General features: G+C 36.6%; 21 protein-coding genes. 7 read left to right on the forward strand and 14 right to left on the reverse strand.

Features of this window, described 5'->3' with window-relative positions:
* Positions 1 to 132 precede the first annotated feature (132 nt).
* Positions 133 to 501 carry a cytochrome-c oxidase gene (locus tag BN1243_RS08690; RefSeq protein ID WP_062105989.1) on the forward strand — a complete coding sequence of 123 codons (369 nt, stop codon included), beginning with the start codon at positions 133 to 135 and terminating at the stop codon, positions 499 to 501.
* A 112-nt stretch (positions 502 to 613) separates the two neighbouring features.
* Here BN1243_RS08690 and BN1243_RS08695 read toward each other — a convergent pair whose 3' ends face one another.
* Together BN1243_RS08695 and BN1243_RS08700 are read right to left on the reverse strand one after the other, a co-directional pair.
* On the reverse strand, positions 614 to 1,987 hold the full coding sequence (locus BN1243_RS08695) for an MDR family MFS transporter (protein ID WP_062105992.1): 1,374 nt from the start codon (positions 1,985 to 1,987) through the stop codon (positions 614 to 616).
* 32 nt (positions 1,988 to 2,019) lie between these two features.
* Positions 2,020 to 3,372: an MATE family efflux transporter gene (locus BN1243_RS08700; RefSeq protein ID WP_062105997.1), complete on the reverse strand. Its 1,353-nt coding sequence runs from the start codon at positions 3,370 to 3,372 to the stop codon at positions 2,020 to 2,022.
* Positions 3,373 to 3,664: 292 nt separating this feature from the next.
* Here BN1243_RS08700 and modA point away from each other — a divergent pair, with 292 nt between their 5' ends.
* Both modA and modB read left to right on the forward strand, forming a co-directional pair.
* Positions 3,665 to 4,471 carry a molybdate ABC transporter substrate-binding protein gene (gene modA, locus BN1243_RS08705; protein WP_062106001.1) on the forward strand — a complete coding sequence of 269 codons (807 nt, stop codon included), beginning with the start codon at positions 3,665 to 3,667 and terminating at the stop codon, positions 4,469 to 4,471.
* Positions 4,452 to 5,132, forward strand: a complete 681-nt coding sequence (gene modB / locus BN1243_RS08710) for a molybdate ABC transporter permease subunit (protein WP_062106007.1) — start codon at positions 4,452 to 4,454, stop codon at positions 5,130 to 5,132. Before modA ends, modB begins: the two co-directional genes overlap by 20 nt.
* Before the next feature lie 51 nt (positions 5,133 to 5,183).
* On the opposite strand, the gene BN1243_RS08715 is transcribed toward modB, so the two are convergent.
* Genes BN1243_RS08715 through BN1243_RS08725 form a run of 3 tightly spaced genes read right to left on the reverse strand, consistent with a single transcriptional unit; the run spans position 5,184 to position 8,064 of the window.
* Entirely contained in the window at positions 5,184 to 5,837 is a 654-nt protein-coding gene (locus BN1243_RS08715) for a 4Fe-4S cluster-binding domain-containing protein (protein ID WP_062106012.1), read from the reverse strand.
* A gap of 27 nt (positions 5,838 to 5,864) precedes the next feature.
* Entirely contained in the window at positions 5,865 to 7,808 is a 1,944-nt protein-coding gene (nrdD, locus tag BN1243_RS08720) for an anaerobic ribonucleoside-triphosphate reductase (RefSeq protein ID WP_062106014.1), read from the reverse strand.
* On the reverse strand, positions 7,801 to 8,064 hold the full coding sequence (locus BN1243_RS08725; protein ID WP_062106016.1) for a thioredoxin domain-containing protein: 264 nt from the start codon (positions 8,062 to 8,064) through the stop codon (positions 7,801 to 7,803). The genes nrdD and BN1243_RS08725 overlap by 8 nt, the downstream gene beginning before the upstream one ends.
* A gap of 214 nt (positions 8,065 to 8,278) precedes the next feature.
* On the opposite strand from BN1243_RS08725, the gene BN1243_RS08730 reads away from it, so the two are divergent.
* Positions 8,279 to 9,499, forward strand: a complete 1,221-nt coding sequence (locus BN1243_RS08730; protein ID WP_062106018.1) for a hypothetical protein — start codon at positions 8,279 to 8,281, stop codon at positions 9,497 to 9,499.
* A 295-nt stretch (positions 9,500 to 9,794) separates the two neighbouring features.
* Here the strand turns inward: BN1243_RS08730 and BN1243_RS08735 are convergent, their stop codons facing one another.
* From BN1243_RS08735 to BN1243_RS08770, 7 genes are all read right to left on the reverse strand, one after another.
* Positions 9,795 to 11,312: a malate:quinone oxidoreductase gene (locus BN1243_RS08735; RefSeq protein ID WP_062106020.1), complete on the reverse strand. Its 1,518-nt coding sequence runs from the start codon at positions 11,310 to 11,312 to the stop codon at positions 9,795 to 9,797.
* 377 nt (positions 11,313 to 11,689) lie between these two features.
* On the reverse strand, positions 11,690 to 11,977 hold the full coding sequence (locus BN1243_RS22590; protein WP_230200148.1) for a hypothetical protein: 288 nt from the start codon (positions 11,975 to 11,977) through the stop codon (positions 11,690 to 11,692).
* A gap of 356 nt (positions 11,978 to 12,333) precedes the next feature.
* The gene (locus tag BN1243_RS08745; RefSeq protein WP_084781862.1) at positions 12,334 to 13,071 is read right to left on the reverse strand and encodes an undecaprenyl diphosphate synthase family protein; all 738 of its coding nucleotides are present in this window, start codon (positions 13,069 to 13,071) and stop codon (positions 12,334 to 12,336) included.
* 116 nt (positions 13,072 to 13,187) lie between these two features.
* Positions 13,188 to 14,642 (reverse strand): DUF4153 domain-containing protein, encoded by a 1,455-nt coding sequence (locus tag BN1243_RS08750; RefSeq protein WP_062106024.1) that lies wholly within the window; start codon positions 14,640 to 14,642, stop codon positions 13,188 to 13,190.
* A 64-nt stretch (positions 14,643 to 14,706) separates the two neighbouring features.
* Positions 14,707 to 15,345 carry an HAAS signaling domain-containing protein gene (locus tag BN1243_RS08755; RefSeq protein ID WP_062106026.1) on the reverse strand — a complete coding sequence of 213 codons (639 nt, stop codon included), beginning with the start codon at positions 15,343 to 15,345 and terminating at the stop codon, positions 14,707 to 14,709.
* Entirely contained in the window at positions 15,326 to 15,673 is a 348-nt protein-coding gene (locus tag BN1243_RS08760; protein WP_062106027.1) for a PadR family transcriptional regulator, read from the reverse strand. Before BN1243_RS08760 ends, BN1243_RS08755 begins: the two co-directional genes overlap by 20 nt.
* Before the next feature lie 1,378 nt (positions 15,674 to 17,051).
* Positions 17,052 to 18,422 carry an aldehyde dehydrogenase gene (locus BN1243_RS08770; RefSeq protein ID WP_062106031.1) on the reverse strand — a complete coding sequence of 457 codons (1,371 nt, stop codon included), beginning with the start codon at positions 18,420 to 18,422 and terminating at the stop codon, positions 17,052 to 17,054.
* A 213-nt stretch (positions 18,423 to 18,635) separates the two neighbouring features.
* Here BN1243_RS08770 and BN1243_RS08775 point away from each other — a divergent pair, with 213 nt between their 5' ends.
* The 3 genes from BN1243_RS08775 to BN1243_RS08785 all read left to right on the forward strand — a co-directional run bounded on the left by BN1243_RS08775 (position 18,636) and on the right by BN1243_RS08785 (position 20,055).
* Complete coding sequence (locus tag BN1243_RS08775) at positions 18,636 to 18,998, forward strand: VOC family protein (RefSeq protein WP_062106033.1); 363 nt, start codon at positions 18,636 to 18,638, stop codon at positions 18,996 to 18,998.
* A 91-nt stretch (positions 18,999 to 19,089) separates the two neighbouring features.
* Positions 19,090 to 19,542: a CBS domain-containing protein gene (locus BN1243_RS08780; RefSeq protein WP_062106034.1), complete on the forward strand. Its 453-nt coding sequence runs from the start codon at positions 19,090 to 19,092 to the stop codon at positions 19,540 to 19,542.
* A gap of 327 nt (positions 19,543 to 19,869) precedes the next feature.
* Positions 19,870 to 20,055: a hypothetical protein gene (locus tag BN1243_RS08785; protein WP_062106036.1), complete on the forward strand. Its 186-nt coding sequence runs from the start codon at positions 19,870 to 19,872 to the stop codon at positions 20,053 to 20,055.
* A gap of 112 nt (positions 20,056 to 20,167) precedes the next feature.
* Here the strand turns inward: BN1243_RS08785 and BN1243_RS08790 are convergent, their stop codons facing one another.
* On the reverse strand, positions 20,168 to 20,917 hold the full coding sequence (locus BN1243_RS08790; protein ID WP_062106038.1) for a hypothetical protein: 750 nt from the start codon (positions 20,915 to 20,917) through the stop codon (positions 20,168 to 20,170).
* A 235-nt stretch (positions 20,918 to 21,152) separates the two neighbouring features.
* The gene (locus tag BN1243_RS08795; RefSeq protein ID WP_062106040.1) at positions 21,153 to 22,616 is read right to left on the reverse strand and encodes an Msr family ABC-F type ribosomal protection protein; all 1,464 of its coding nucleotides are present in this window, start codon (positions 22,614 to 22,616) and stop codon (positions 21,153 to 21,155) included.
* Positions 22,617 to 22,886: the final 270 nt, after the last annotated feature.

Below are 22,886 nucleotides of genomic sequence, written 5' to 3' on the forward strand. Positions count from 1 at the left end.
GAACGCTCCTTTAGTAATATAGTGGTCCCCAGTGCTTAACACCCGTAGTTTAAATAATTATGTTTCATAAAGAATGCTCCATTGTTCCTGTTCATATAATGGTATGGAATAAATGAAGTGAGGAGGTTGATTATGGGAATTAGACTAATTAAGATTGCTGTTATTTATTTTTTGATCGGCATTTCATTTGGCTTGTATATGTCCATCACCCATCTTTTTAATTTGGCAACCGTCCACGTTCATGTTAATCTGCTCGGTTGGATGTCTCTTTCCATCGCTGGTATTTTTTATATTTTATTTCCTAAACTTCAAAATACTTTCGCCGCAAAAGCTCACTTTTGGCTGCATAATATCGGATTACCTGTCATGATGATTAGTATTGCATTAGCGATACTAATCGGGAGCCCCATTTATTTCATCATTGCTACAATCGGCGGAGCTGTTACAGTCCTTGGAATCTTCTGCTTTGGCTATAATATTTTGAAAAACTTAAAATTATGATCTAAAAAGCTTGGCATCCTATTCTTCATCGCAAAAATCAGCCCATCTATGATATCTTTAGCCAAAAAGCATCTTACCTTCTACTGAAGCGCAAGATGCTTTTTGAAGATTGCTATTGTGACACTATCGTCTTCTCTTTTTGTCTTAGCAATAAAGTTGTAACTGCAAACGCACAAACTGCAAGCACTACTAAAAGGATAAAGACAGAGTGTAGGCTTGACTCTAGAGCACGACCTTTTAATTCATCACTTAACCATAGGCCCGAGATCGAAATTCCGATAGCTTGTCCTAAATTTCTCATTAAATTATTCGATCCCATCGCCGCTCCGCGCATATTCCAATCTACGGCTGATTGAACAGCAACTGTAAAGGCCGTAAAAGTTAACCCAAACCCGAAACCGATCGTAGCCGTGAAAACCATCATGACTGGTACTGGAGTATTCGTCTGAAAGAAAATAAAGCCGATACATCCAAGAAGAATAACGATAATCCCTGCCAATGTAATGTGAGCAATAGGCTTTTTACTCATCCATTTACCTGATAACACTGCTCCAACTGGCCATGTTAAAGACATTGGCAGCATAGCGATCCCTGAAAAAGTCGCATTCAAATTTGTTACTCCCTGTACCCATAATGGGATATAAAAAGTTACAGCAACTAAGATAAAACTTAAAAGAAAACCAGCAATATTAGAAATTGTAATAAACTTATTTTTGAATAAAGAAAGTGGCAACATCGGTTCTTTTCCCTTTTTCTCAATCCACAGAAATAAGCAGAGCCCTATAAACGCTATAATTAAGAAGATGAATATATGGCTTGTAATCTGTTTTTCCTCTTTTAATAGCGATAATGCATACAAAAAAGCTGTCATACAAATAGTAAAAGTAAAAATCCCTGCATAATCAATGATTTGCTTTTTCTTCTCAATTTGTTCATGTAAAGAAAACCATAATAGTGTGAGGGAAACAATTCCAAATGGAAGATTCATAAAGAATATCCAATGCCACGAAATCGTATCAACGATAAATCCTCCCACAAGTGGACCGATGACCCCAGCAATTCCCCAAACACTGCTAACCCATCCTTGCATTTTCGCACGCATTTCAAACTCAAAAATATCACCAATAATTGTAAATGGGATGGTAGCTAAGGCTCCTGCTCCAATCCCTTGAATGACACGGAACAAAACAAGCTGTTCCATTGTTTGGGATAATCCAGATAGCATAGATCCAACTAAAAAGATGATTGTACCAATTGTGAACATTAGCTTCCTGCCATATAAATCAGCCATTTTACCAAAAACTGGAGTACTTATCACAACTGCTAATAAATAAACTGAGATCACCCATGTATATAAATGACTGCCCCCTAGGTCTTCAACAATTTTTGGCATAGCCGTACTGACAATGGTCCCTTCTATAGCCATCAAAAATGTTGAAATAAGTAAAGCGATCACAACGTTTTTTCGTTTTGTTTCTTTATTCAATTTCTCTTTCCCCTCTACTTCAAAGTAAACAACTATCCTACAATCCGGTCAGCAAGCCTCTTCCATCTTCCACGATGATATTCAATAAAGGATGGGATTAAGCCGAGTGCCCAACCAACTGGTCCTGCATACCAAACTCCAATATACCCAAACATCATCCCTAATAATATAGACAGCCCCACTTTGGCAATAAGTTCCACAATACCTGAAATAAGTGGAATCGGCACTTCTCCCATCCCGCGCAATGTATTATTGTAAAGCCATATAAGACCCAAAAACGGAAAAAAGTAAGCACTAATAAATAAGTATTGTACCGACATATCTACAATTGTTTCAAGATGGGCGTCCTGATCAGAGATAAACCACCTCACCAATGATTCTCCAGATAAAAAGATAAATATTGAGGATAGAATACTAATAACAATCGTAATGAGTGCTATTTTCTTAAATGCATCTTGAATTCGATCTGTTTTCTTCGCACCTAAGTTTTGAGCTGCAAAAGTGGCGAAAGCTTGTGCCATATTGAAATAGGCCAATGTTGCAAACTGTTGAATTCGGTTACCTGTCGTATAAGCGGCTACGGCATTTGTTCCGTAAGTATTTACGACCGCTGAAACGGCCATTTCCCCAATCGATATTAATAAACTTTGCAGTCCCATTGGTATGCCGATTTTAGATATCGTCCCTACATTTTGCCAATGTGGATTCCATTCGGAACTCTTTACTCGAAAAATCGGAAACATTTTATACGTATAGACGACACAAAGTACAGCAGAGACAACTTGTGCTAGGACTGTTGCAACTGCAACACCCATAACGCCCATTCCAAATACAATCACAAATAGCAAATCGAGTAGAACGTTTAATATCGATGACAATATTAAAAAATATAAAGGGGTTCGACTATCTCCCACGGCACGAAGGACAGCCGCCGCTCCGTTGTAGACAAATAACCCAACACCGCCACCGATGCAAATTTGAATATAAATAGTTGCTTCATCAATTATATCTGCCGGGGTTTGAAGAAGCTCCATGAGTGGCCTCGCCCCTACTATACCCGCAATCGATAATAGAATCGTAAACACGATCGTTATATAAATAGAACTAACTAAAGTTTTTCTTACCATTTCTTCATTTTTCGCACCGAAATATTGTGACATCACAATTGAAAAGGCATTGGTTAATCCTAATGTAAGAGAGATTAGAAAAAAGATAGTTGAACCTGTTGCGCCGACAGCAGCAAGCGCCTGAGAGCCGACAAAATTCCCTACAATAATCGTATCCGTTACATTATAAAACTGTTGAAATATTCCACCTAACAACATCGGTAAAGTAAATGCGAAAATTAGTTTAAGCGGACGACCCTCTGTCATATCTTTAATCACTGAACTATCTCCCTCTTAGAAGTCTCCATCCTATTTTACACTATAAAACTTCGTAAAGAGTATCTAAATCTTTTAAATACCCTAATCGTAGAGAACGTTCAGATCTCTCAATCTCTTATGAGCCCTTCTACCCTATCCTTCAAAGAAAGAGGTTTTACTGTCCACTTTTCACGATTCTCAATAAACTTCTCATATATGCCAAATCACTCCAAGTTTGAATCTTTATAATCAATCATAATAGAATATAATTAATAATAACTCGTTATAATTAATTATATTTGGGAGTGTATACATGAAAAACAAATTTGTGCTTGCAATATCATTTGTATTTCTTCTAATTTTCACAGTTGCTTGTGAAAATCAAGCAGAAAATAAACAATTAACAAGTAAAGAAAAAAACGAGCAACAGATTGAATTGACAATTTCGGCTGCGGCAAGTTTAAAGGATGCTATGGAAACGCTCCAAAGTACATACAATAATGAACATCCTAATATCAAAATAAATTTCAACTTCGGAAGCTCTGGTTCCCTGCAACAACAGATTTCACACGGTGCACCTGTTGATATTTTCTTTTCAGCTGCGGAAGATAAGTTTAATAAATTAATAGAAGAAGGTAAGATTGATGAACAGGATAGTATCGATCTTCTCGGAAATTCACTAGTATTAATTATACAAAAGAATAATGATTCAAGTATCTCAGACATTACAGACTTGACGAAAGATGAAATTACCCAGTTTTCAATTGGAACTCCTGAATCCGTTCCAGCAGGTAAATACTCACAAGAAGCACTTGAGAAAATGGATATATGGAGCAAAGTCGACTCAAAAGTCGTGTTTGCAAAAGATGTTCGCCAAGTTTTATCATATGTAGAAACTGGGAATGTAAGTGCCGGAATGGTCTATAAAACAGATGCCCTTGTTAGTGATAAGGTAGAAATTGTAGCTACAGCTAATCCCAACTCCCATACTCCGATAATTTATCCTGTTGGTCTCATAAAGGATTCAAAAAACTACGAAGCAGCAAATGACTTCTATCAATATTTACAAAGCGATAAGGCGCTAAAGGTATTCGAGGAATATGGCTTTACTACTCAATAATTCATCCATCCATGAGTTTATGAGTCCCATTTGGTTATCTTTGAAAATCGGACTTACATCGGGGATCATCGTCATTTTCCTGGGAACACTTTTCGCACAACTATTTGCTCGAAAAGAAATAAAAGGCAAGGCGCTTTTGGAAACGATCCTTATGCTTCCATTAGTCCTCCCACCTTCTGTGGTAGGTTTCCTGCTTATTATTATCTTTGGTGTAAATGGTTTTATGGGAAAGTTAGTTGAATGGGTTTTCCATCAGCCGATTATTTTTACTTGGTGGGCCGCTGTTATTGCCGCTGTTGTTGTCGCCTTTCCCCTCATGTATCAATCGGCAAAAGCTGGATTTCAAAGCATTGATACAGATATTGAAGAGGCTGCTAGAGTTGATGGTGCAGGAGAATGGCGAATCTTTCTGTCCATTACCATTCCACTTGCTGCTAGAGCACTCGTTTCAGGGAGTATCTTAAGTTTTGCTCGCGCCTTAGGTGAATTCGGTGCTACTTTAATGTTTGCTGGTAATATCCCAGGGAAGACCCAAACCATTCCCACTGCAATTTATTTAGCGATTGATTCGGGGGATATGAAAATGGCGTGGCTTTGGGTTATATCCATCATGCTAATTTCATTTTTAATGCTTTTATTTGTTCGGGTTAAAGCAGATTGATATGATAGAAAACAAGGTTCTCCCTTCCATGATGAAGGAAAAACCTTGTTTTTATATATAAGAAAATTCGTTTAGAAAGTAAGGAACCTGGCTTTTATAATACTCTTTACGCTCTTCAACATACCTTCTAATTTCTTTAAAATACTCGTCATCAAGAATAGGATATTTAACTGTCCGTATTTGATCGAGCTGTGAATTATGTGCAATGACGAGATCGATGCTTGAAAGTAAATTTTGTACCAACTTCTGTGATGGTTTAATACCCATTACATCCTGAAAAATATGCTGATCCGCTTTTACATCCAGTGCGTGGTAAGGCAATTTCATATCAATATGGATGCCATCTACAAGCTCTTCCTCATAAAGTCGTTTTACCTTCTCGTTGTAAATTCCGCTCGTTGTCACAATAATCTTCCCTGAAAAACTCTTTCTACACTTGTGAAGAATATCACGTATATCATTAATATTGTCAATTAAAAATTCCCCACCGCTAAACATAACTGCATCAAATAAAAAACCGCTTTTTTTCAAATACGAAAATAAATCATCTGTCGTCTTATATTTCTTAGGTGTATTCGCAATAATCTCATCATAGTTATGGCAACCATAGCAATGCAATGGACAACCTGATAAAGAATGCACTAATAATGTTGTAGCACCAGGTAAATCGGTAAATGTTCGAATAAAGTTTTGATAAAATTTCATCTCGTATGATCAGTAAAAGCTTTGCCCTTACTGATGGATCACATCCTTCAACGTGTCCTCCTTAAGACGATGGCGCCCATTCCAGTCGTGCCTTCTCGCTTTGGACCAGAAATTATATTTTCCACCGTAATACCCTTTTTCGTCGACATGGATATTATTTCGTGCAATCATCTTTAAGTAACCAATTACCCTGCTGAAAGTGGCGATATCCGTTGATGCGCAAGTTGGGCATTGCTCAATATTTTTTGCATCATCAGCAATAATCTTTTGACCACAACTCATGCAAGAAGTAATAGTTGGGGTTAACGTAATGTAATTAATCGGTTTTTCAAAAATCTTGTCCAAATAACGAGCAAGTCTTTCTGGTGTCACCTTCGATTCAAGAAAATGATGAAGCACACTTCCTGAAGTAGCATAGCCTTGAAATTCGGCGCTATTTTCCAATTGTTCCAAGAAATCTTCTTCCGAGAAAGGGATCATGCAACCGCTCGTCAAATATGGGTTTTCTCCTTCCCCTTGCACAAATATTTTTCGCCCTTGCTCCTCTGCCCATTTTACATCATGACGTGCAAGTTTGATCGCAGCATTTTCAGCAGGTGCATATTCGATACCGCAAGCAACTTTATCTCGAACAATAAATTCATTGATGATTTCTGTCATATATTGCATCAATTCATGCGCAAGCATTTTTCCCATTTCCTCTTTTATTCCTTCAGAATAACCTAAATTGACCAATCCCTCATTCATCCCCGTAACCGCAAACACGTTAAAATAATTTTTCAAATTATCATTGAAGGCAAAGAAAGTTGGGTACAATTCTTTATGTTGTTCGATCCAATTTCTTTTCGCCATATGGGCGTTTTGCATAATCTCCATATAGCTCCGAATTTTCTTTTTCAATATACTTCTATCATGGCCATACTCCAGCAGCATACGGTTCATATTTAAATTTAATACTTGCACTGCACCAGTCGATCCTGTTGAGGAGCCAAACACACCTCCCCCTGCTTTTGATAATGTTTCGAGATTAATTTGTAAGCGACAGCATAAACTGCGGCTGACTTCTGGGTCTTTCGCCTGAAGCAATGGATTTAATTGTTTATAATAAGGGTCCGCAAATGGTTTCGTCTTGAAATTTTCAAAGTAAACACCACCCCAATTGTACATTTTATCCAAAAGCTCTAGAAATAGCGGATTTCCATAATTAAATTGATCATCAATTTGCACCGTTAATAGTGGGAATGTGAAAGGGATCCCTTCACTTCCAGTACCCTCGCTCATCACCTCAATAATCGCACGATTGATACGGTCGAAATAACCGCTTGGAATATCCTTGTATTGTATGAAACGTAATTCTCCGCCGATTATGACATATTCCTCTTTAATTTCCTCAGATGGCTTACCAAATTCCAATGTTATATTAGAAAAACTACTTTGCGCTCCGGATCGAAGTGGCATGTTTAATTCCCAAATTAAACTTTGAAATAATTGCTTTAGTTCATCATCCGAATATAGATGACCTCGTTGTTCTTCGTCATATAAATAAGATGCAGCAATTGTCGAAAGCTGGGCCAACATTACGGCACCCGAGACTTGTTGCGAAATCAGTGTGACGACATTACTAAAATGTCTGACTAAAATCGATAAGCGCCTCGTCGGCTTAGATGAAATCATATTTTTAGCCAATGAAGGAATCCCCTTTGAAGCAATATCTAAACAGCTAATCGAAACGCAATATGGGGCAAGCTGTTTATCATGAACATACACGATCCCTTCGTCATATAGTTCCTTTATTTCAGGAGGAAGCACATGAGTAAATAAGTAGTCCTCTTCTCCATAATTATTTAAATTATGACGCAACAAAGGAAGTGAATAAACATAGTTGCTATTCTCATGTTTTAGATAATCAGATTGTTTATCTTCTCCATTAGAGATAAATTTTTGGATAATCTGTTCCGTATTTTTAAACATTTCTCATTTCTCCAATCTGAAACTTATGTATTATTTTTAGTAGTTCCGTAGGGTTGACCCCACTGCTACGGACTAATTCCGTTTGATCATCGGCCAGTAAAATCGTTGTCGGAACTGACAAAATTTGAAATTTCTTTGCCAATTCTTTTTGTTTTACAGCATCAATAACATCAAACTTTGCTCCTTGCTGCTTTAAAAAATGCGAGACAACTGCACATTTCGAACATGTCTCCGTTACGAACTGAACTAGTTTCATTCATACTCACACTCCTTTCATAACTTCCTAAAAGATATTAACACAATATATCGTAGTAATCTGTGACCTACGTCACTATATATTGTATATAGTTCGATATCTTACTTGAAATATCGTATTGCGAAGGAGATAAAATTCCAATGTGAAGGTGTTATGTCCGATCTATGAATTTGAAATAAAAATAAGGGAGACGCTATCATAAGGAGGATGATCCATGACTACTATAAGAATTATTTTATTCATATTATTATTTAGCTTCATTTTTTCCGTGAATGCTTCTGCTGACGGATCACTTAAAGCTGCATTTATCCGTGACCATCAATTGTGGATAAAAGATGGAGATAAAGAAATACAAATCACAAAAAATCGAAATATTTATTCTCAAAAGTGGTCCTATGACGGTCGGTTTATCGGTTACCTTGATGGGGATGAGCTTGCAGAAAAAAGGAGTTTATTTATATATGATACGAAGGAAAAGGAAAGTTACCAACCCTATGTCAAGGTTGAAACAGCGGACTTTAAATGGTCACCTATAAAAAATCAATTGGCTTACACTGTTCAAGGGATATTAAATGTTACAAAGACAAAAGACGGCCGTCCAGAAGGTTTTGAAAATGTATCATTAGGTGTTAGTAGTTTTGAATGGTTTCCGAATGGGAAGGAATTTATCGTTTCCTCTCAATCTGTCTTACGTCCTACAGGTTGGGGACCTGTGCTAATTTATCGGATTCCAGTTGATGCAAATCTGAACGTAGATAAAATGAAGCATTTCTACACCCTCAAAACTAATGAAAATGATTTGTTTGCGATTGATATCGACTTTTTCAAGTGGAGTTCTGATGGAAAATGGGTTAGCTTTTTAGCAATTCCTACAGCCTCTTTGTCAAATGATAGTAATACCTTAGGCGTCTTATCGTCCAAGGGTAAACACTTTCAAGAAATCGGACAAATGCTTTGGTATAAAGATTGGATAAAATGGGCTCCTTTGACTAACCAGCTTGCGTATATCGCAGGAGAAGGTAGATTTTTCGTTGAAAACAAAAGAACTACTATTGCAGATATTCCTATTACTAAACAGCAAATAGAATATACACCTGAAGGTTATGTAGACCTTGACTTAGAATGGTATTCTCCTGACGAAGTAATCGTCGCTCGCGCCAAAGAAAACAAAGAGTGGAAAGAAGGACCTGTCCCAACTATGTTCACATCCCTATATGCAATTAATATAAAATCAAAAACTCAAAAACAAATCTCATTTCCAAAAAGCAATGAACTTGATGAAGATCCTCAAGTTGTCGGACCCTATCTTACTTGGTATCGAAGCAAGGGAAGAGTATTAAAAGGGGATGTTTGGATAAAGGACAATATAAGTGGTGAAGAACGCATCTGGCTAAAGAATGTCGATTCAGCACCGGTATTTTTTAAAAATAATTGAATGTCATAGACTCCGCGTCTAATTGAAAGCACCTTTTACCGATATTCATTACCGTTTTAAGTCCGGGGATCAATTACCAGTAACGATTCAAGACCAACCGTTACGCTCCAATTCAAAACATCGCTTACCGATAATTATATCTAGCCTTTTTACGAATTATTTCTAAGGCAGCTATCGGGCAAAGGTGCTTTATCAAAAAATCTATATGATAAATGGTTATCGTCCGCCAGCTTCTCAAGCCACACCAAAAAAGCAAGTGAAGAAAAACAATTCATTTTTCTTCACTTGCTTCTTTTTATGATACACCTTGTCCAACTTGAACCGGTTGTTTTTCTTTTAGACTTAGAGCCTGTTCTGTTGATGTAAAGATATCTTGGAATAATTCTGGATTTTCTGCTAGCGACATTCCATATGATGGAATCATTTGCTTTATTTTTGGTTCCCATTCTTTCACATATTGCGGGAAACATTTTTCTATGACTTCAAGCATTACATGAACCGCAGTAGATGCACCCGGAGATGCACCAAGCAAAGCAGCGATCGATCCATCTGCACTGCTTACAACTTCTGTACCAAATTGTAGCGTTCCTTTTCCGCCTGTCTCTGTATCTTTAATAACTTGCACACGTTGACCCGCTACGACGATACTCCAATCTTCACTTTTTGCGTTTGGAATAAACTCTCGCAATTCATCCATGCGCTTTTCATTCGATAACAACACTTGCTGGATAAGGTATTTCGTTAGAGATAACTCTTTCGCACCTGCAGCCAACATTGTAAGAATGTTATTCGGTTTCACAGAAAGTATCAAATCAAAAATCGAACCTGTTTTTAAAAATTTAGGTGAAAAGCCTGCAAATGGCCCAAACAACAATGCCTTTTTATTGTCGATATACCTTGTATCTAAATGTGGAACAGACATTGGAGGGGCTCCAACCTTTGCTTTACCGTATACTTTTCCATGATGTTCCTGAGCAATTTCTGGATTATTACATACTAAAAATAATCCGCTTACGGGGAAGCCCCCAATATGTTTGGACTCTGGAATCCCGGTCTTTTGTAATAAAGGCAAACTTCCACCGCCAGCACCAATAAAGACGAATTTAGCTGTGTGGTGTTCTACTTCTCCGTTATCGAGATTTCGTACTTTTAACTCCCATGAGCCATCTTCAGTTCGTTTCATATTTTTAACACTATGCTTGTAATGAACCTCTACGTTATTACTCTTTAAATGTTCAAATAACATACGTGTTAAAGCACCAAAGTTAACATCCGTTCCGGAATCAATTTTTGTTGCTGCGATCGGTTCAGTCGTTGTACGCCCTTCCATAATTAACGGAATCCATTTCTTCAGCTTTTCAGGATCATCTGAAAATTCCATCCCTTGGAACAGAGGGTTATTAGCTAATGCTTCAAAACGCTTTTTCAAAAATGATACATTTTCCTCCCCTTCTACTAAACTCATGTGAGGAATTGGCATAATGAACTCATTCGGATTCTGAATTAGATTACTATTTACAAGATAAGACCAAAACTGCCTAGAAAGCTGGAATTGTTCATTTACTTTTACTGCTTTACTAATATCGATAGAGCCGTCATTTTTTTCAGGTGTATAGTTTAACTCACAAAGTGCTGAATGGCCCGTTCCCGCATTATTCCATTCGTTCGAGCTTTCTTCACCTGGTTGCTCGAGCTTCTCAAATACTTTAATCTCCCAGTCTGGTACGAGCTCCTTCAAAAGTGTCCCTAAAGTTGCACTCATAATTCCGGCACCAATTAAGATAACATCTGATTTCGTTTGTCTGTTACTCATTTTCTACCTTCCTTACTACCCTAAGTTTTGCAGAAAGGATGTAGGCGCTCTCACTTCCAAACGAGCGCTGCTTGACACACACCTTTTCTGGATGAATAATAATCTTATTACTATAGTGTATCACTATTATTTCGTAATTAAAATATGTATTATTTTGATAAAAAAAGAGTCGATTTTACGATAATTATGTTTTCATTGTTATTTAAAAGCTTATTTTCGAATGCAGGCATCAGCCTTTAACAGTATAGTTTTCCCCTTCCCTCTAAAGCCTATAAGAAAAAATAGGATGCAAATCTTTGAATCCGTAGCAATACCAGTGTTGACATACTAAATATGCATTCCCCGCTCTTATTCCTAACTTTTTAATACTAAGCCTCTTATTTCATTATCATTTTCCTTATCATCTTTTTTGGCAATTCGTAATGAGCTATTAGGAAAAGTAAATACCAATCAAAAACCCAAATATTTGAGGTTAAATCATAATCCTCTTTATTTATTTTATTTTCTATTTCATTCATCAAACCTACCGATAAAGAACACGCAAGAAAGTACAGATATTGCGTAAATGCGTAAATCCAATCTTGTTGGTTCCCTCCTATTGCGACAATCGCTGAAAAGACAGATACTACGAAGAACCATATACTTATAAAAATCGATATAATCAAAATAACAAATCGAATAAATCCAAAAACATATAAAGCAAACGTTTTTATTTTTATCACCACCGTTTGAAAAGTAAACCATTCATTACAACTTAACCTCTATGTAATTATACAGAAAAATAATCAATTAAACAGCACATTTACTGGAGTGGTTTACTGTTGGTCTCAGTGTTTCATTCGAGTCATTGGGGAAAGGAATTCTTTTGGGAGATTTATCCCTGATAGAAACAATTTTTCATCAATGGATAAACTTAGTTAGGAAATTTAATAATTTATTTTAGAAAAAACGGGATCTATCCCCTAAGTTTTATCGTACTGGGGGGACAGAACCCGAAGCTGTCACGAATATCATAAAACCCTTATTTACCCTTGCGCCTTTCTCTATTTAAAAAGTCATTTAAAGATTCTTGTAAAAACGCTAAATTAAAATCTGGCCAATATATTTCTGGAAAGACAAACTGTGTGTTTCCAGTCAAAAATGATAAAAAGTCAGCGGAATTATGAGGATCTTTAAAAGATCCTGTACGTATGATTAAGTCAACCTCAGGTAAATTCCCTGTCCAAGCATAACTACGCAATAATCCTTCAGCCTCCATAGCATCTTTAATTGCCATACTTCTATTTAACTTTTGATCATTTAATAATGATAATACCGCTTCACCTCTTTCAACCTTACCATCATATGCTACAAGCAACGTAAGAGTTGCTTTTTTATTATCAGAGGTTTTTTGGATAATTTTCTCGACGATCCTTGCCGTATTGTCATCTAGCATTTCTCTCCAACGTCCATAAACCTTTACTTTAATCTCATTCTCCATTAATGAAGGATCATTTAAAAGTTCATTAAACTTCTTGGCATAAAGTTTATTAGTAGCCTTGACTAAATTAGCAGATCTATCGCATAAATTAGTTATAGAACTTATCCAGAAGGTTACATTTTGTATACCCAATTCAAACAAATGAGTAGTTATAGTATTAAAATTAGCTGCTCCCTTTTCATATATAGATAATTCAGAAAAAATACCTTTTTTCCGCGCCCATCTTCTATTCCCATCAGGAATAATGGCGATATGATTAATACAATTTGCAACTTTAATGGTATTTCACCTCTTTTTAGGTTTTTATGCTATCAATAAGGCCCTATTATTCAATCCACTTCTGATCGCTATACGACCGCAAGTACAATGTGTATTTCATAAAACATTCGCTACGATTATTTAAATTTCAAATCAGACAACCTTTCATAAGCTTTGTTTCTGATGAAATTTTCTGATTGCCACGTATCGCCTTTTATAAAGCTTCTGTCCTCTTTCCTTTGTTTTAACACTTCTTCTAATTCTGGAACATGAGGGTCGATTTCATAAAGGTCAATTAAACCGATAACGCCTGTCGCAGATAAGCTATTTAAATAATGGACGTCAATTTTTCCCGTTTGTTCGAATCGATTGATATTTTGATCAACGACAATTTTATTGAGATTTACAACATTCATTCCTACGTAATAAATAAGTGATGCGATGAAATAGAAATGGAATAATGAAAGCTTCTCTAACCATATTTTAAGAAGAGTATAAGCAAAAATAATCATCAAAAAAATCATAAATGAGTGTGCCAAAACACGTGTGATAGTGAAGCCATATGCGTTCTCATACATTGTTAGACGCATGAAAGCTGATATAAGTAAAACTCCACTCGATAACACGAGAATCGTTAATGCAGTACTGATAACTTTTTTCAAAGCTCCTTGAACATTTTTCGTAAACTGTATAACAGCTGTTGTTACAGAAAGATTGATTAAAGTGGCAAATAACAATTCAAAAAAACCACGTCTTGCGTATTCCGCATAGGTAAAATCACCCTCTAATGTACCACTGAAAAAATACTTAAATTGAACAACGACAAACAAAAGATAGACCAAATCAAGTAGAACTAATATAGTAAGTGTAATGATTCCATCCATTACGATTGGCTTAGCATTTTCTTGAATATGATATGCTTTCTTCCTTGAAAGAACTTCCATAAATCCAAAGAAAATAAATGCTGAAAATAAAATAATGAAAAAGCGAATAATATAGTCTGCTCTTACAGTAAGTAAGGTCGGGATATTACCAATTAGTCTTTCAAATTGTGAATCTGCCGAGATTAATAATGTAAGGATGATGAACAAAATTGGCACTGAGATAATGACACCGATCAGGACTTTCATCCAAACATCATAATGTTTTTTATTCGTTCGTTGTTTCATACGAGATGTAAGATATTTTATAAATCTTCCACTATAGCCGATACCTCCAAAAAGACGCCGCACAGCATGAAAAATAAAACTCAAATTATTCCAGGCTGTTTTTTGCGGTGAGGTGATTAATGTAAGGTGAAAGATAACCAATGCAGGAATGGCAATTATATTTAAAACGTGAAATAGTTCTGTATCGAACAAATAGTAACTAATTGCCAAGAGCCATATACAAATTAACACTAAATATCCGAACCTTTGATGTGAAAACGTATTGGACCGAAACCTATAGAAGACAATGGAATAAAGCACGACAACAAAGGCAATATAGGAAATGCCAATTTGCCCTCGAAAAAATGATTCCTCTGCCATAATCCCAACAATCAAACTCATAAATATAAACAACCAGTCAATTTTCTCGATTTTCAAATCCATAATAAACCTCCACTATAGGATTTCTACCTACATAGATATTCTATGTATATGTTTAAAAAAAAGCTTAAACAGAAGCTCTTTTCCCCCATTTATAACTAATTAAGCAAACCGGATATAAAAGTAGCATAAAGAGAATGCAAAGTGCGATAAAATTTTCGGTTAATAAAGGATGAAACCATTTATGCGGAATAATATGAAAAACAGTTAAAACCATAAGTATGACATCAGGAATTATTGCCAAAAGAAAAGTTGCTTTTAGCAACTTTTTACCACTATGCCCAAAGCTCCTACCAATTTCATAACCAAGCAGAACCCAAAAAAACAAATAAACACATGCAATAATAATCGGGAAGGATGTCAGTATATCCCATATATTTGTAAGCCAAGTCCAATCAAACAAATTATGGGCTAGAGTTAGAATGGAACCTCCACCGAAAAACAAAATATTGACAGCAACAAACAGCCACTTCATATTGCTAGGTGTAACAGAAAGTTCTTCGTTCCAGATAGCAGCAATTTCCGCTGGTGTGCCTAACCTTGAATAAAGTTCTTCCCTAATTTGATTGTCCTTAACCAACTCGATTTGGCTGAAGAGGAATTCATCAAGATGAGTCTCATATTCCTTTAATATTGATTCTTTTTCACGATGATTCACGAGATTTTTTGCAAGTTCTTCCAAAAACTCATTCTTCAGCCGTTCCATGCTTTTTTCTCCCTATTACCTTGTTCATGACCGAAACAAAGCTATGCCATTCATCTGTTTTTTCTAGAAGCATTTCTCTTCCTTCATCCGTAATTTGATAATACTTCCTAGCTGGACCCTTTTCTTGTTCTTGCCAATAGCACTCAATATATCCCTGTTTTTCAAGTTTATGTAACGCTGGATAGAGAGTACCTTCCTTAAAAGAAATCCCATTACTACTGCGCATTTCCAACACTTTGACAAGCTCATATCCGTACATATCTCGCTCATCTAATAATTGGAGCAGTAAAAGCGATGTACTTCCTTTTACCAATTCTCGATTAAACACATTATCACCTACCTAGCATTTTTAGGTATATAGGAATTCTATACTCAATTGAATAAAATGTAAAGTAGTAATTTATTTTTTTATGAGCGTGGAAACGTTAGGAACGTTACTTGTGCACTTTGAGGTGACTTTTTCACGTAAATCTGCCATTAGAACCGGGATCATGGCACTTCGGCATGGGTTTTCCTCGCAAATCCGCCATGATAACCGGGATCGTGGCACTTTTGGGTGACTTTTTCACGTAAAAACGCACCTGAAAAGTCAAGTCCCGATGATATAGTTTTACCTTCGGAATGGGACGTGAGAGACTCTATCATGGACCATTGACAAGACTTTTCTGCGAGTTCGGGACGTGAGGGTCGCCATCATGACCCATCAACGCGACTTTTCCGCGAGTTCGGGACGTGAGAGTCGCCATCATGACCCATCAACGCGGCTTTTCCGCGAGTTCGGGACGTGAGAGTCGCCATCATGACCCATCAACGCGACTTTTCCGCGAGTTCGGGACATGAGAGTCGCCATCATGACCCATCGTCGCGACTTTTCCGCGAGTTCGGGACGTGAGGGAGGGTGCAGGATCAGGTCCCCAGTATCCAGTTTTTTCATTAGAATAGGACTTGAAGGTTATTTTCAAGTCCTATTCTAATGTCTCCCTATCTTTGGAACACTACACAAAATAAGTCCACCTTGTAATCTAATCTTTTTAAAATGCCTATCTAATATTCTTATTATCGTCTTTCTTCCAACGATAAACCCACACCACTCCTGAATCCGTCTTGTCGTTACCTTCTCCTCAGGAAATAATAGCTTATATGAACGAACACTATGTAACACAGCTTCATCCACACTATCCTTCTTGCCACAATCCAGACAAATACATCCCCTACCTGTTATTACCATGGAAAGTGATTGACAACTTTTACAGTTCAATCCCTTTTGCAAAGAATTGAAAATATACGCGGGGGTTTCTTCCAAGGGAGAATCCTCTATGTTTAAAGATAGTAACTTATCGGCGAGCGCCTTATGTTTTTGATTTAATTTTTAAAATGTGCACTTAGGCGATTGATAATGGAATATATTTGCGCTGGAAAGATAAACGGTGTGTTAAGGGGTACTTGGTACAGGGTGAATGCGGGATTAACAAAACAACAAAAGCTTTTATTTCAAGGTTAAAACCGATGTTACTTAGTAATTGGATTTTTCTCTATCATTGTAAAACCTACCTACTTCCTTTTCAAAATTTATTTTCTGTATCCAAATGGATCTGAATAAACCAATTATACCAAAGTATCCAGAAAGCTAGGATCATATTTCGAAATTTTAAAAGACCGGTGCCTAGACCCGGTCAAAACTAATCTATTTAATTCCTTAGCCTTTTCTATTTTAGGAACAACTTTATTTTCTTCAAGCCATTTTTCAAATTCGGGTATCTAAAAGGCAAGTCAAATCGAGTCGTTTGTTTTAAAATACTTTTTTGGTGTGAAAATGTGTCAAAACTTCCTTTACCATGGTAGTTCCCCATGCCGCTGCTGCCAACGCCGCCAAAAGGTAAATAAGGAGATGAAAGGTGGTAAACCGTGTCATTGATACAACCCCCACCGAATGATATATCCGTCATAACCTTATCTTGAATACGTTGATCCTTTGAAAAAAGATAAAGAGCAAGCGGATTAGGGTGGCGTTTGATACCGTCGATCACCACGGACAATTCATCGTATTCAAGTACAGGAAGGATTGGTCCAAATATTTCATCCGTCATAACGGAGTCATTCCAATTAATGCCAGTTAAAACGGTTGGCTCGATTGCTAAATTCTCATCATTTGCTGATCCCCCAAATGCAATTTCACCATCCTTAAGGAAAGATACTAAACGTTCATAATGCTTCATACTAACAATATGAGTATAGTGAGGATTCTTTAATGGTTCTTCCCCATACAATGCTTTTACCATGAGGGATAACTCATGCAAAAATTCATCACGTACACTGCTATGAATAAACAAATAGTCTGGAGCTACACAAGTTTGACCTGCATTCATAAATTTCCCCCAGGCAATTCTTTTCGCAGCTAGTTTTAGATTTGCATCTTTATGAACAATGCAAGGGCTTTTGCCTCCTAGTTCTAAAGTAATCGGAGTTAAATGTTTAGCCGCCCCTTTCATAATCACTTTTCCAACCGAAACACTACCAGTAAAAAATATATAATCGAATTTCTCCTCAAGCAGAGCCTCACTCGTTTCTATTCCTCCTTGAACCACTGAAACTAATTCTTTTGGGAAAATATCAGTCATTAATCTTGTAAGAACCTCGGATGTGTTAGGAGTATACTCCGAAGGTTTAATAATCGCGCAATTTCCCGCCGCAATTGCTCCAATCAATGGTGCGATTGCCAATTGGAATGGATAATTCCATGGAGCTATAATAAGTGTCACTCCGTAAGGTTCTGGATAAATGAACCCTTTAGAACCAATATGAGTGATGGGTGTCTTTACTTTTTTCGGCTTACACCAAGATCGTAAATGCTTTTGAATAAAGCGAATTTCTTCCAATACAATCCCAATTTCTGTCGTGTAGGATTCAAATTCTGACTTATTTAAATCCGCTTTTAACGCAACCATCAACTTTTCTTCGTTTTCTTTAATTCCATTTCTTAGCTTTTGAAGGGCTTCTATTCGATAGGAAACTGGCTTTGTCTCTCCAGAATTAAAAAAGCTTCTTTGTCTTGCGATCAGTGTCTGGACATTACTCATAGTTTCTTCCCTCCAAATTTCATTACAAAATACTAATTTAGCTTCAACTATAGATAGAGAATTTTACTTCAAACTTATTATACTAAATCCCAAAAGATACAAAACAATAAGTTTTACTTATTAATCGGCATAATAATTGGAGAGTTTACTTATCGAAGAACCCTCTATACAATATAGATGGTGGCTATTTCCTTAATTGTTAGGAGGAATTTTATGATTATCGGGTTACATCACGCACAAATTACAATTCCAAAAGGAGCTGAAGACGAAGGGAAGAAATTTTATTGCCAGCTTCTTGGTTTACAAGAGAAAGAAAAGCCTAAATCACTGCAGGGGCGTGGAGGTTTTTGGTTACAAGTCGGTGAAAGTGAAGTGCATATTGGAACGGAGAACGGTATCGATCGATTAAAAACAAAAGCTCATTTAGCTTACCAAGTTGACGATCTATCATTTTGGAGAGGTATTTTAGAAAGAAATGACATCCACATTATTGAATCCGTACCAATACAAGGCTTTGAACGATTTGAGTTTAGAGACCCATTCGGTAACAGAGTTGAATTGATTCAAGTGGTTTAATAACGTTCATAAATTCCCTTATTGTAATTAGTGGAATAGGTGTCATCGTGTTAAAATATGTGTACGATTACACCTAAGTGAGGGATTCAGATTGAAAGTTAGAGACTTTATGATTACAAAAGTTATTACTGTAAAACCTTCGACTACTATTAGAGATTTATTACTTGTACTCACTTCTAATCGAATTGGCGGTGTGCCTGTTGTTGATGATAAAGGCCAATTAATAGGTATGGTCTCAGACGGTGATATATTACGCTATTTAGCTCCAAAGCCTATAGGTATTGCTGGTCTTGTTTATATCATTGAGGTTGGAGAAATAGAGGATGTAATAAAAGAAAAGTTAGATACACAAGTTAAAGATGTAATGACAAAAAGAAATCTCCTCTTCGTTTCACCTGATGATGATTTTGAATGGGCAATCCGTTCATTATCCCGACACCATTATAAAAAACTTCCTGTTGTAAATGGCGCTGGACGAGTGATTGGTGTTCTCAGCAGAGGTGACTTGATCAATGCTATTTCAAAAAAGATTATTTCGTCGTAAAAAAACATTATTTTCATCTATTGAAAGCCCCTCAACTATAAAGAAACTATTCGTAACAACATTCTTACGAATAGTTTCTAACAGAATTAACCACGTACAAGTTCTGTTGCAACAGTCGCTTCAGATCCTTCCTTTACTTCTCTTGGCCTTTTTTATTAATCCAATTATGGAAATACCCATTATAAAATAATTGGCTCTTAGCCTCGTTACTACTCAATTTATTAATAGATTTATTGAGTTCCCTCACTACCATTCCTCCATAATATTACGGTTAATTACTTCTTCAAAAGCATCAAAATATAACTAATTAAATAGGCTAGGCTTGTTATGCCGAACAAAGCAAATATGCTCGGGGTCATTGTTACATACACACTAACTGGCAACGACCAGATAAAAGCTATCAACATTAATGTTTTTTTACGATTTAAAGACGAAATGATCGCTAAACAGGCAGGGAGACATAGCATGAAAAAAGTATTCAATACAGGAGCAACATCCGTTGTATTTGAATAGGGATTAAAGAAACTAAACACGATCCATAAACAAATGGAGATTCCCCCTGCGATTAGCGCTAATATTGTCGATATGTTTCTAATTTTACACGTCCCCCTTCTTTTCAATTGCCTTAATCCTCTTTTACATAATAATTTTTGTTGCCGACTTGGATATCATTTACGTCTGAATCATGAATAAAGAATAATAACGGGGTTACTGTACCATCATTAGATGTCAGGGTTATCGTATTGTTTTCAATCTTATAATTGCCCTTTTCTGCGTCACCAGAACTACTTGTATGGGTTGAAACGCCTGTATTTGCTCCAAGGCTTCCAAGTGTTACGCCCGAGAGTTCAAATGTTTCGTCTGGATATAGGGATAAGGAGTATGTCCATGAACTGGAAGATCCAGTAACTCCAATCAAGCCTCTATAACCTATATACGTATAATGATTATCCAATGTCGTTCCTTTTGGCACTGGCTGGACTGCATTTAACTTCACTTTATTAATAATGAGAGTGTCATTCTCCAGTATGATTGGATAAGACTCTCCATTACTCAGGGTTAATTGACCATCGCTAATCGAGTAATCTAGACATTCATCACGCTTGCAATCAATCGTTTCTGGACCTCCATTTTCTGGTAAACCAATCAATACTTTATTTTTAGGCAAGAACGTATAAAAATCCCAACACATGCCACCACATTCGTCACCGCCAAAATCATCTCGAAAACCTGAGAACATCCCTTCTAAATTATCCAAGCCTACTGGTAAATTCGATTGATCCTTCGGACTATTTGTTTTACTTTGTGGCAAACATCCCGTGATTATTAGTGATGCAACGAGACAAACAACTACTAGGAAACCCCGAACAGTCAAATTTCAGACCCCTTTCCTTTATCATCTTATTTTTATCAAACATGTTAAAAACCTTAATTACTTTTTCTACATACAACCTTAATTTTTGAATGCCTCATTGTTCTACGCGCTTATCATTATAATTAAGGTCATTATCTTAATCATATTATGAAACTTGAAAATTGGTTATTCCGTTTGTATATAACAGCTTACTTCCCTATTGATATTCTTTAAGGAAGGGATGATTCCCTTCCCGCTAATTCCCTAATCGTAAATTTTGATCATCTATAACATAAATATAATCTGCTACACGATCAACGAAAGTACGATCATGTGATACAAGCAGAACAGTGCCTTCGTATCCTTTTAAGAAAGTTTCCAATGCTTCAATACAAAAGACATCTAAAAAATTTGTAGGTTCATCTAAAATTAACACATTATATCTTCCTAGAAACAACTGACATAGTACTAGTCGTATAGCTTCTCCACCACTTAAATTCCGAACATTCTTTTTGAGATCATTTCCTATAAAGCCCATGGAGTGGAGAACTGAACGGATTTTACTATCGGCATAATCACTATTTTCCTTCATCAATCCTATTACCGTTTTATCTGCAACGAATTGATAATCCATCTGTTCATAAGCACCTATGACCGCTTTTGGAGAAATTGTGATCCCCTCACCATATTGCAGTATGTGGCGCAATAACGTCGTTTTACCAGATCCATTCTTTCCTGTAATCGCAATAATCTTCCCTAAGGGAAATTGAAAGCTCGTTTCTTTTAGGAGAAGCTTTTCTCCTGCTTTTAGCGTTAATCGATCAGCCATAATTGGAAACTTATTGTGTAACTGGAGAGCATGAGACTGGTGAAAACGAATGATTTTCTCCTCTTTCGGTGCCTCCACCACGTCTAGTTGTTCCACTCTCTGTTCAATCGCTTTGGCTGCTCGTTGAATGTTCTTTTGACTAGTATCCTTTGACTTCGTCATAAACATCTTATTTGCCTTTGCTCTTGTTTCCTTCTTGGAAATACGACCATTTGCCTCTGTTACTTTTGCAGCCTTCTTCATTTTGTCATCAGCGGCTTTCATAAGTCGTGTTTTCTCTTTAACATACTTATCATGCTGTTCCTGTTGTTGCTTCTTCTGAAGTTCTTTTTGCGCGACATAATCTGAATAATTCCCTGTATATTCCGTAATATGTCCCTCTTCTACTTCCCAAATTTTCGTCACCAATTGATCTAATACATATCGATCATGACTGACGAGAATGAGCGCACCGTAGTAGTATGTTAATTCCTCAATAAAAAACTGGATACCCTCTGCGTCTAGATGAGTAGTAGGCTCATCAATGAATAAGCCTTCATAGTAGGTCGAGAAAATTTGTGCTAACTTTAATCTTGTTTGCTCACCGCCGCTAAAGTTTTTTATTTCCGTTTCTGGGATTGACAATTTTCCCCTTAGGTCGTAATCCACATCCTTTTGCGTTGGTGCATTTAATTGATCAAAATAGCCTGTTTCTATAAAACTTCTGACATATCCTTGATCTGGCTGAATTAAGCCAGCCATTAGTTTTAACAGCGTGCTCTTTCCCGCTCCATTCTTTCCAACAATACCGATCCGATCAAACTGATGTACGGCGAGCCGCGGGATGTTTAGAACCATTTTATCTAAAAAAGAAAGTTCAATATTTTCCAATTCAATACATACTTTTTCCATTGTTTTTCTTCTCCTTTCCATAACAAAAAAGTCACAAGCGTCTGCCTGTGACTTAGAGTAAAGGGAAAGAGCCTGATCCTTATTTTGGAGGCCGCTCAGAGCCGTCAACAAATAGTCCTCGTTCAGAGAACAAAAAAGGGAAAATAAACAAAAATAAAGAAAGGCAGAACGAGCCGCCTTTCTAAGCATGACATATTTTTACAGAAGAACATCGCAATATATAAGTATATTGGATGTATCAAATATGAAATGAAGATTATTAAAAAAGGA

Origin of the sequence: Bacillus niameyensis, from assembly GCF_001375535.1 — a bacterium.
In the GTDB taxonomy this organism is placed as follows: Bacteria; Bacillota; Bacilli; order Bacillales; family Bacillaceae_C; genus Lederbergia; species Lederbergia niameyensis.

What these genes read in the sequence shown, in the direction of transcription:
- BN1243_RS08785 (WP_062106036.1), top strand. Translation starts at nt 19,870, where the DNA reads ATGCCGAACAAAGCAAATATGCTCGGGGTCATTGTTACATACACACTA.
- BN1243_RS08725 (WP_062106016.1), bottom strand. Translation starts at nt 8,064, where the DNA reads ATGAAACTAGTTCAGTTCGTAACGGAGACATGTTCGAAATGTGCAGTT.
- BN1243_RS08750 (WP_062106024.1), bottom strand. Translation starts at nt 14,642, where the DNA reads ATGGATTTGAAAATCGAGAAAATTGACTGGTTGTTTATATTTATGAGT.
- BN1243_RS08795 (WP_062106040.1), bottom strand. Translation starts at nt 22,616, where the DNA reads ATGGAAAAAGTATGTATTGAATTGGAAAATATTGAACTTTCTTTTTTA.
- BN1243_RS08735 (WP_062106020.1), bottom strand. Translation starts at nt 11,312, where the DNA reads ATGAGTAACAGACAAACGAAATCAGATGTTATCTTAATTGGTGCCGGA.
- modA (WP_062106001.1), top strand. Translation starts at nt 3,665, where the DNA reads ATGAAAAACAAATTTGTGCTTGCAATATCATTTGTATTTCTTCTAATT.
- nrdD (WP_062106014.1), bottom strand. Translation starts at nt 7,808, where the DNA reads ATGTTTAAAAATACGGAACAGATTATCCAAAAATTTATCTCTAATGGA.
- BN1243_RS08775 (WP_062106033.1), top strand. Translation starts at nt 18,636, where the DNA reads ATGATTATCGGGTTACATCACGCACAAATTACAATTCCAAAAGGAGCT.
- modB (WP_062106007.1), top strand. Translation starts at nt 4,452, where the DNA reads ATGGCTTTACTACTCAATAATTCATCCATCCATGAGTTTATGAGTCCC.
- BN1243_RS08755 (WP_062106026.1), bottom strand. Translation starts at nt 15,345, where the DNA reads ATGGAACGGCTGAAGAATGAGTTTTTGGAAGAACTTGCAAAAAATCTC.
- BN1243_RS08730 (WP_062106018.1), top strand. Translation starts at nt 8,279, where the DNA reads ATGACTACTATAAGAATTATTTTATTCATATTATTATTTAGCTTCATT.
- BN1243_RS08770 (WP_062106031.1), bottom strand. Translation starts at nt 18,422, where the DNA reads ATGAGTAATGTCCAGACACTGATCGCAAGACAAAGAAGCTTTTTTAAT.
- BN1243_RS08690 (WP_062105989.1), top strand. Translation starts at nt 133, where the DNA reads ATGGGAATTAGACTAATTAAGATTGCTGTTATTTATTTTTTGATCGGC.
- BN1243_RS08715 (WP_062106012.1), bottom strand. Translation starts at nt 5,837, where the DNA reads ATGAAATTTTATCAAAACTTTATTCGAACATTTACCGATTTACCTGGT.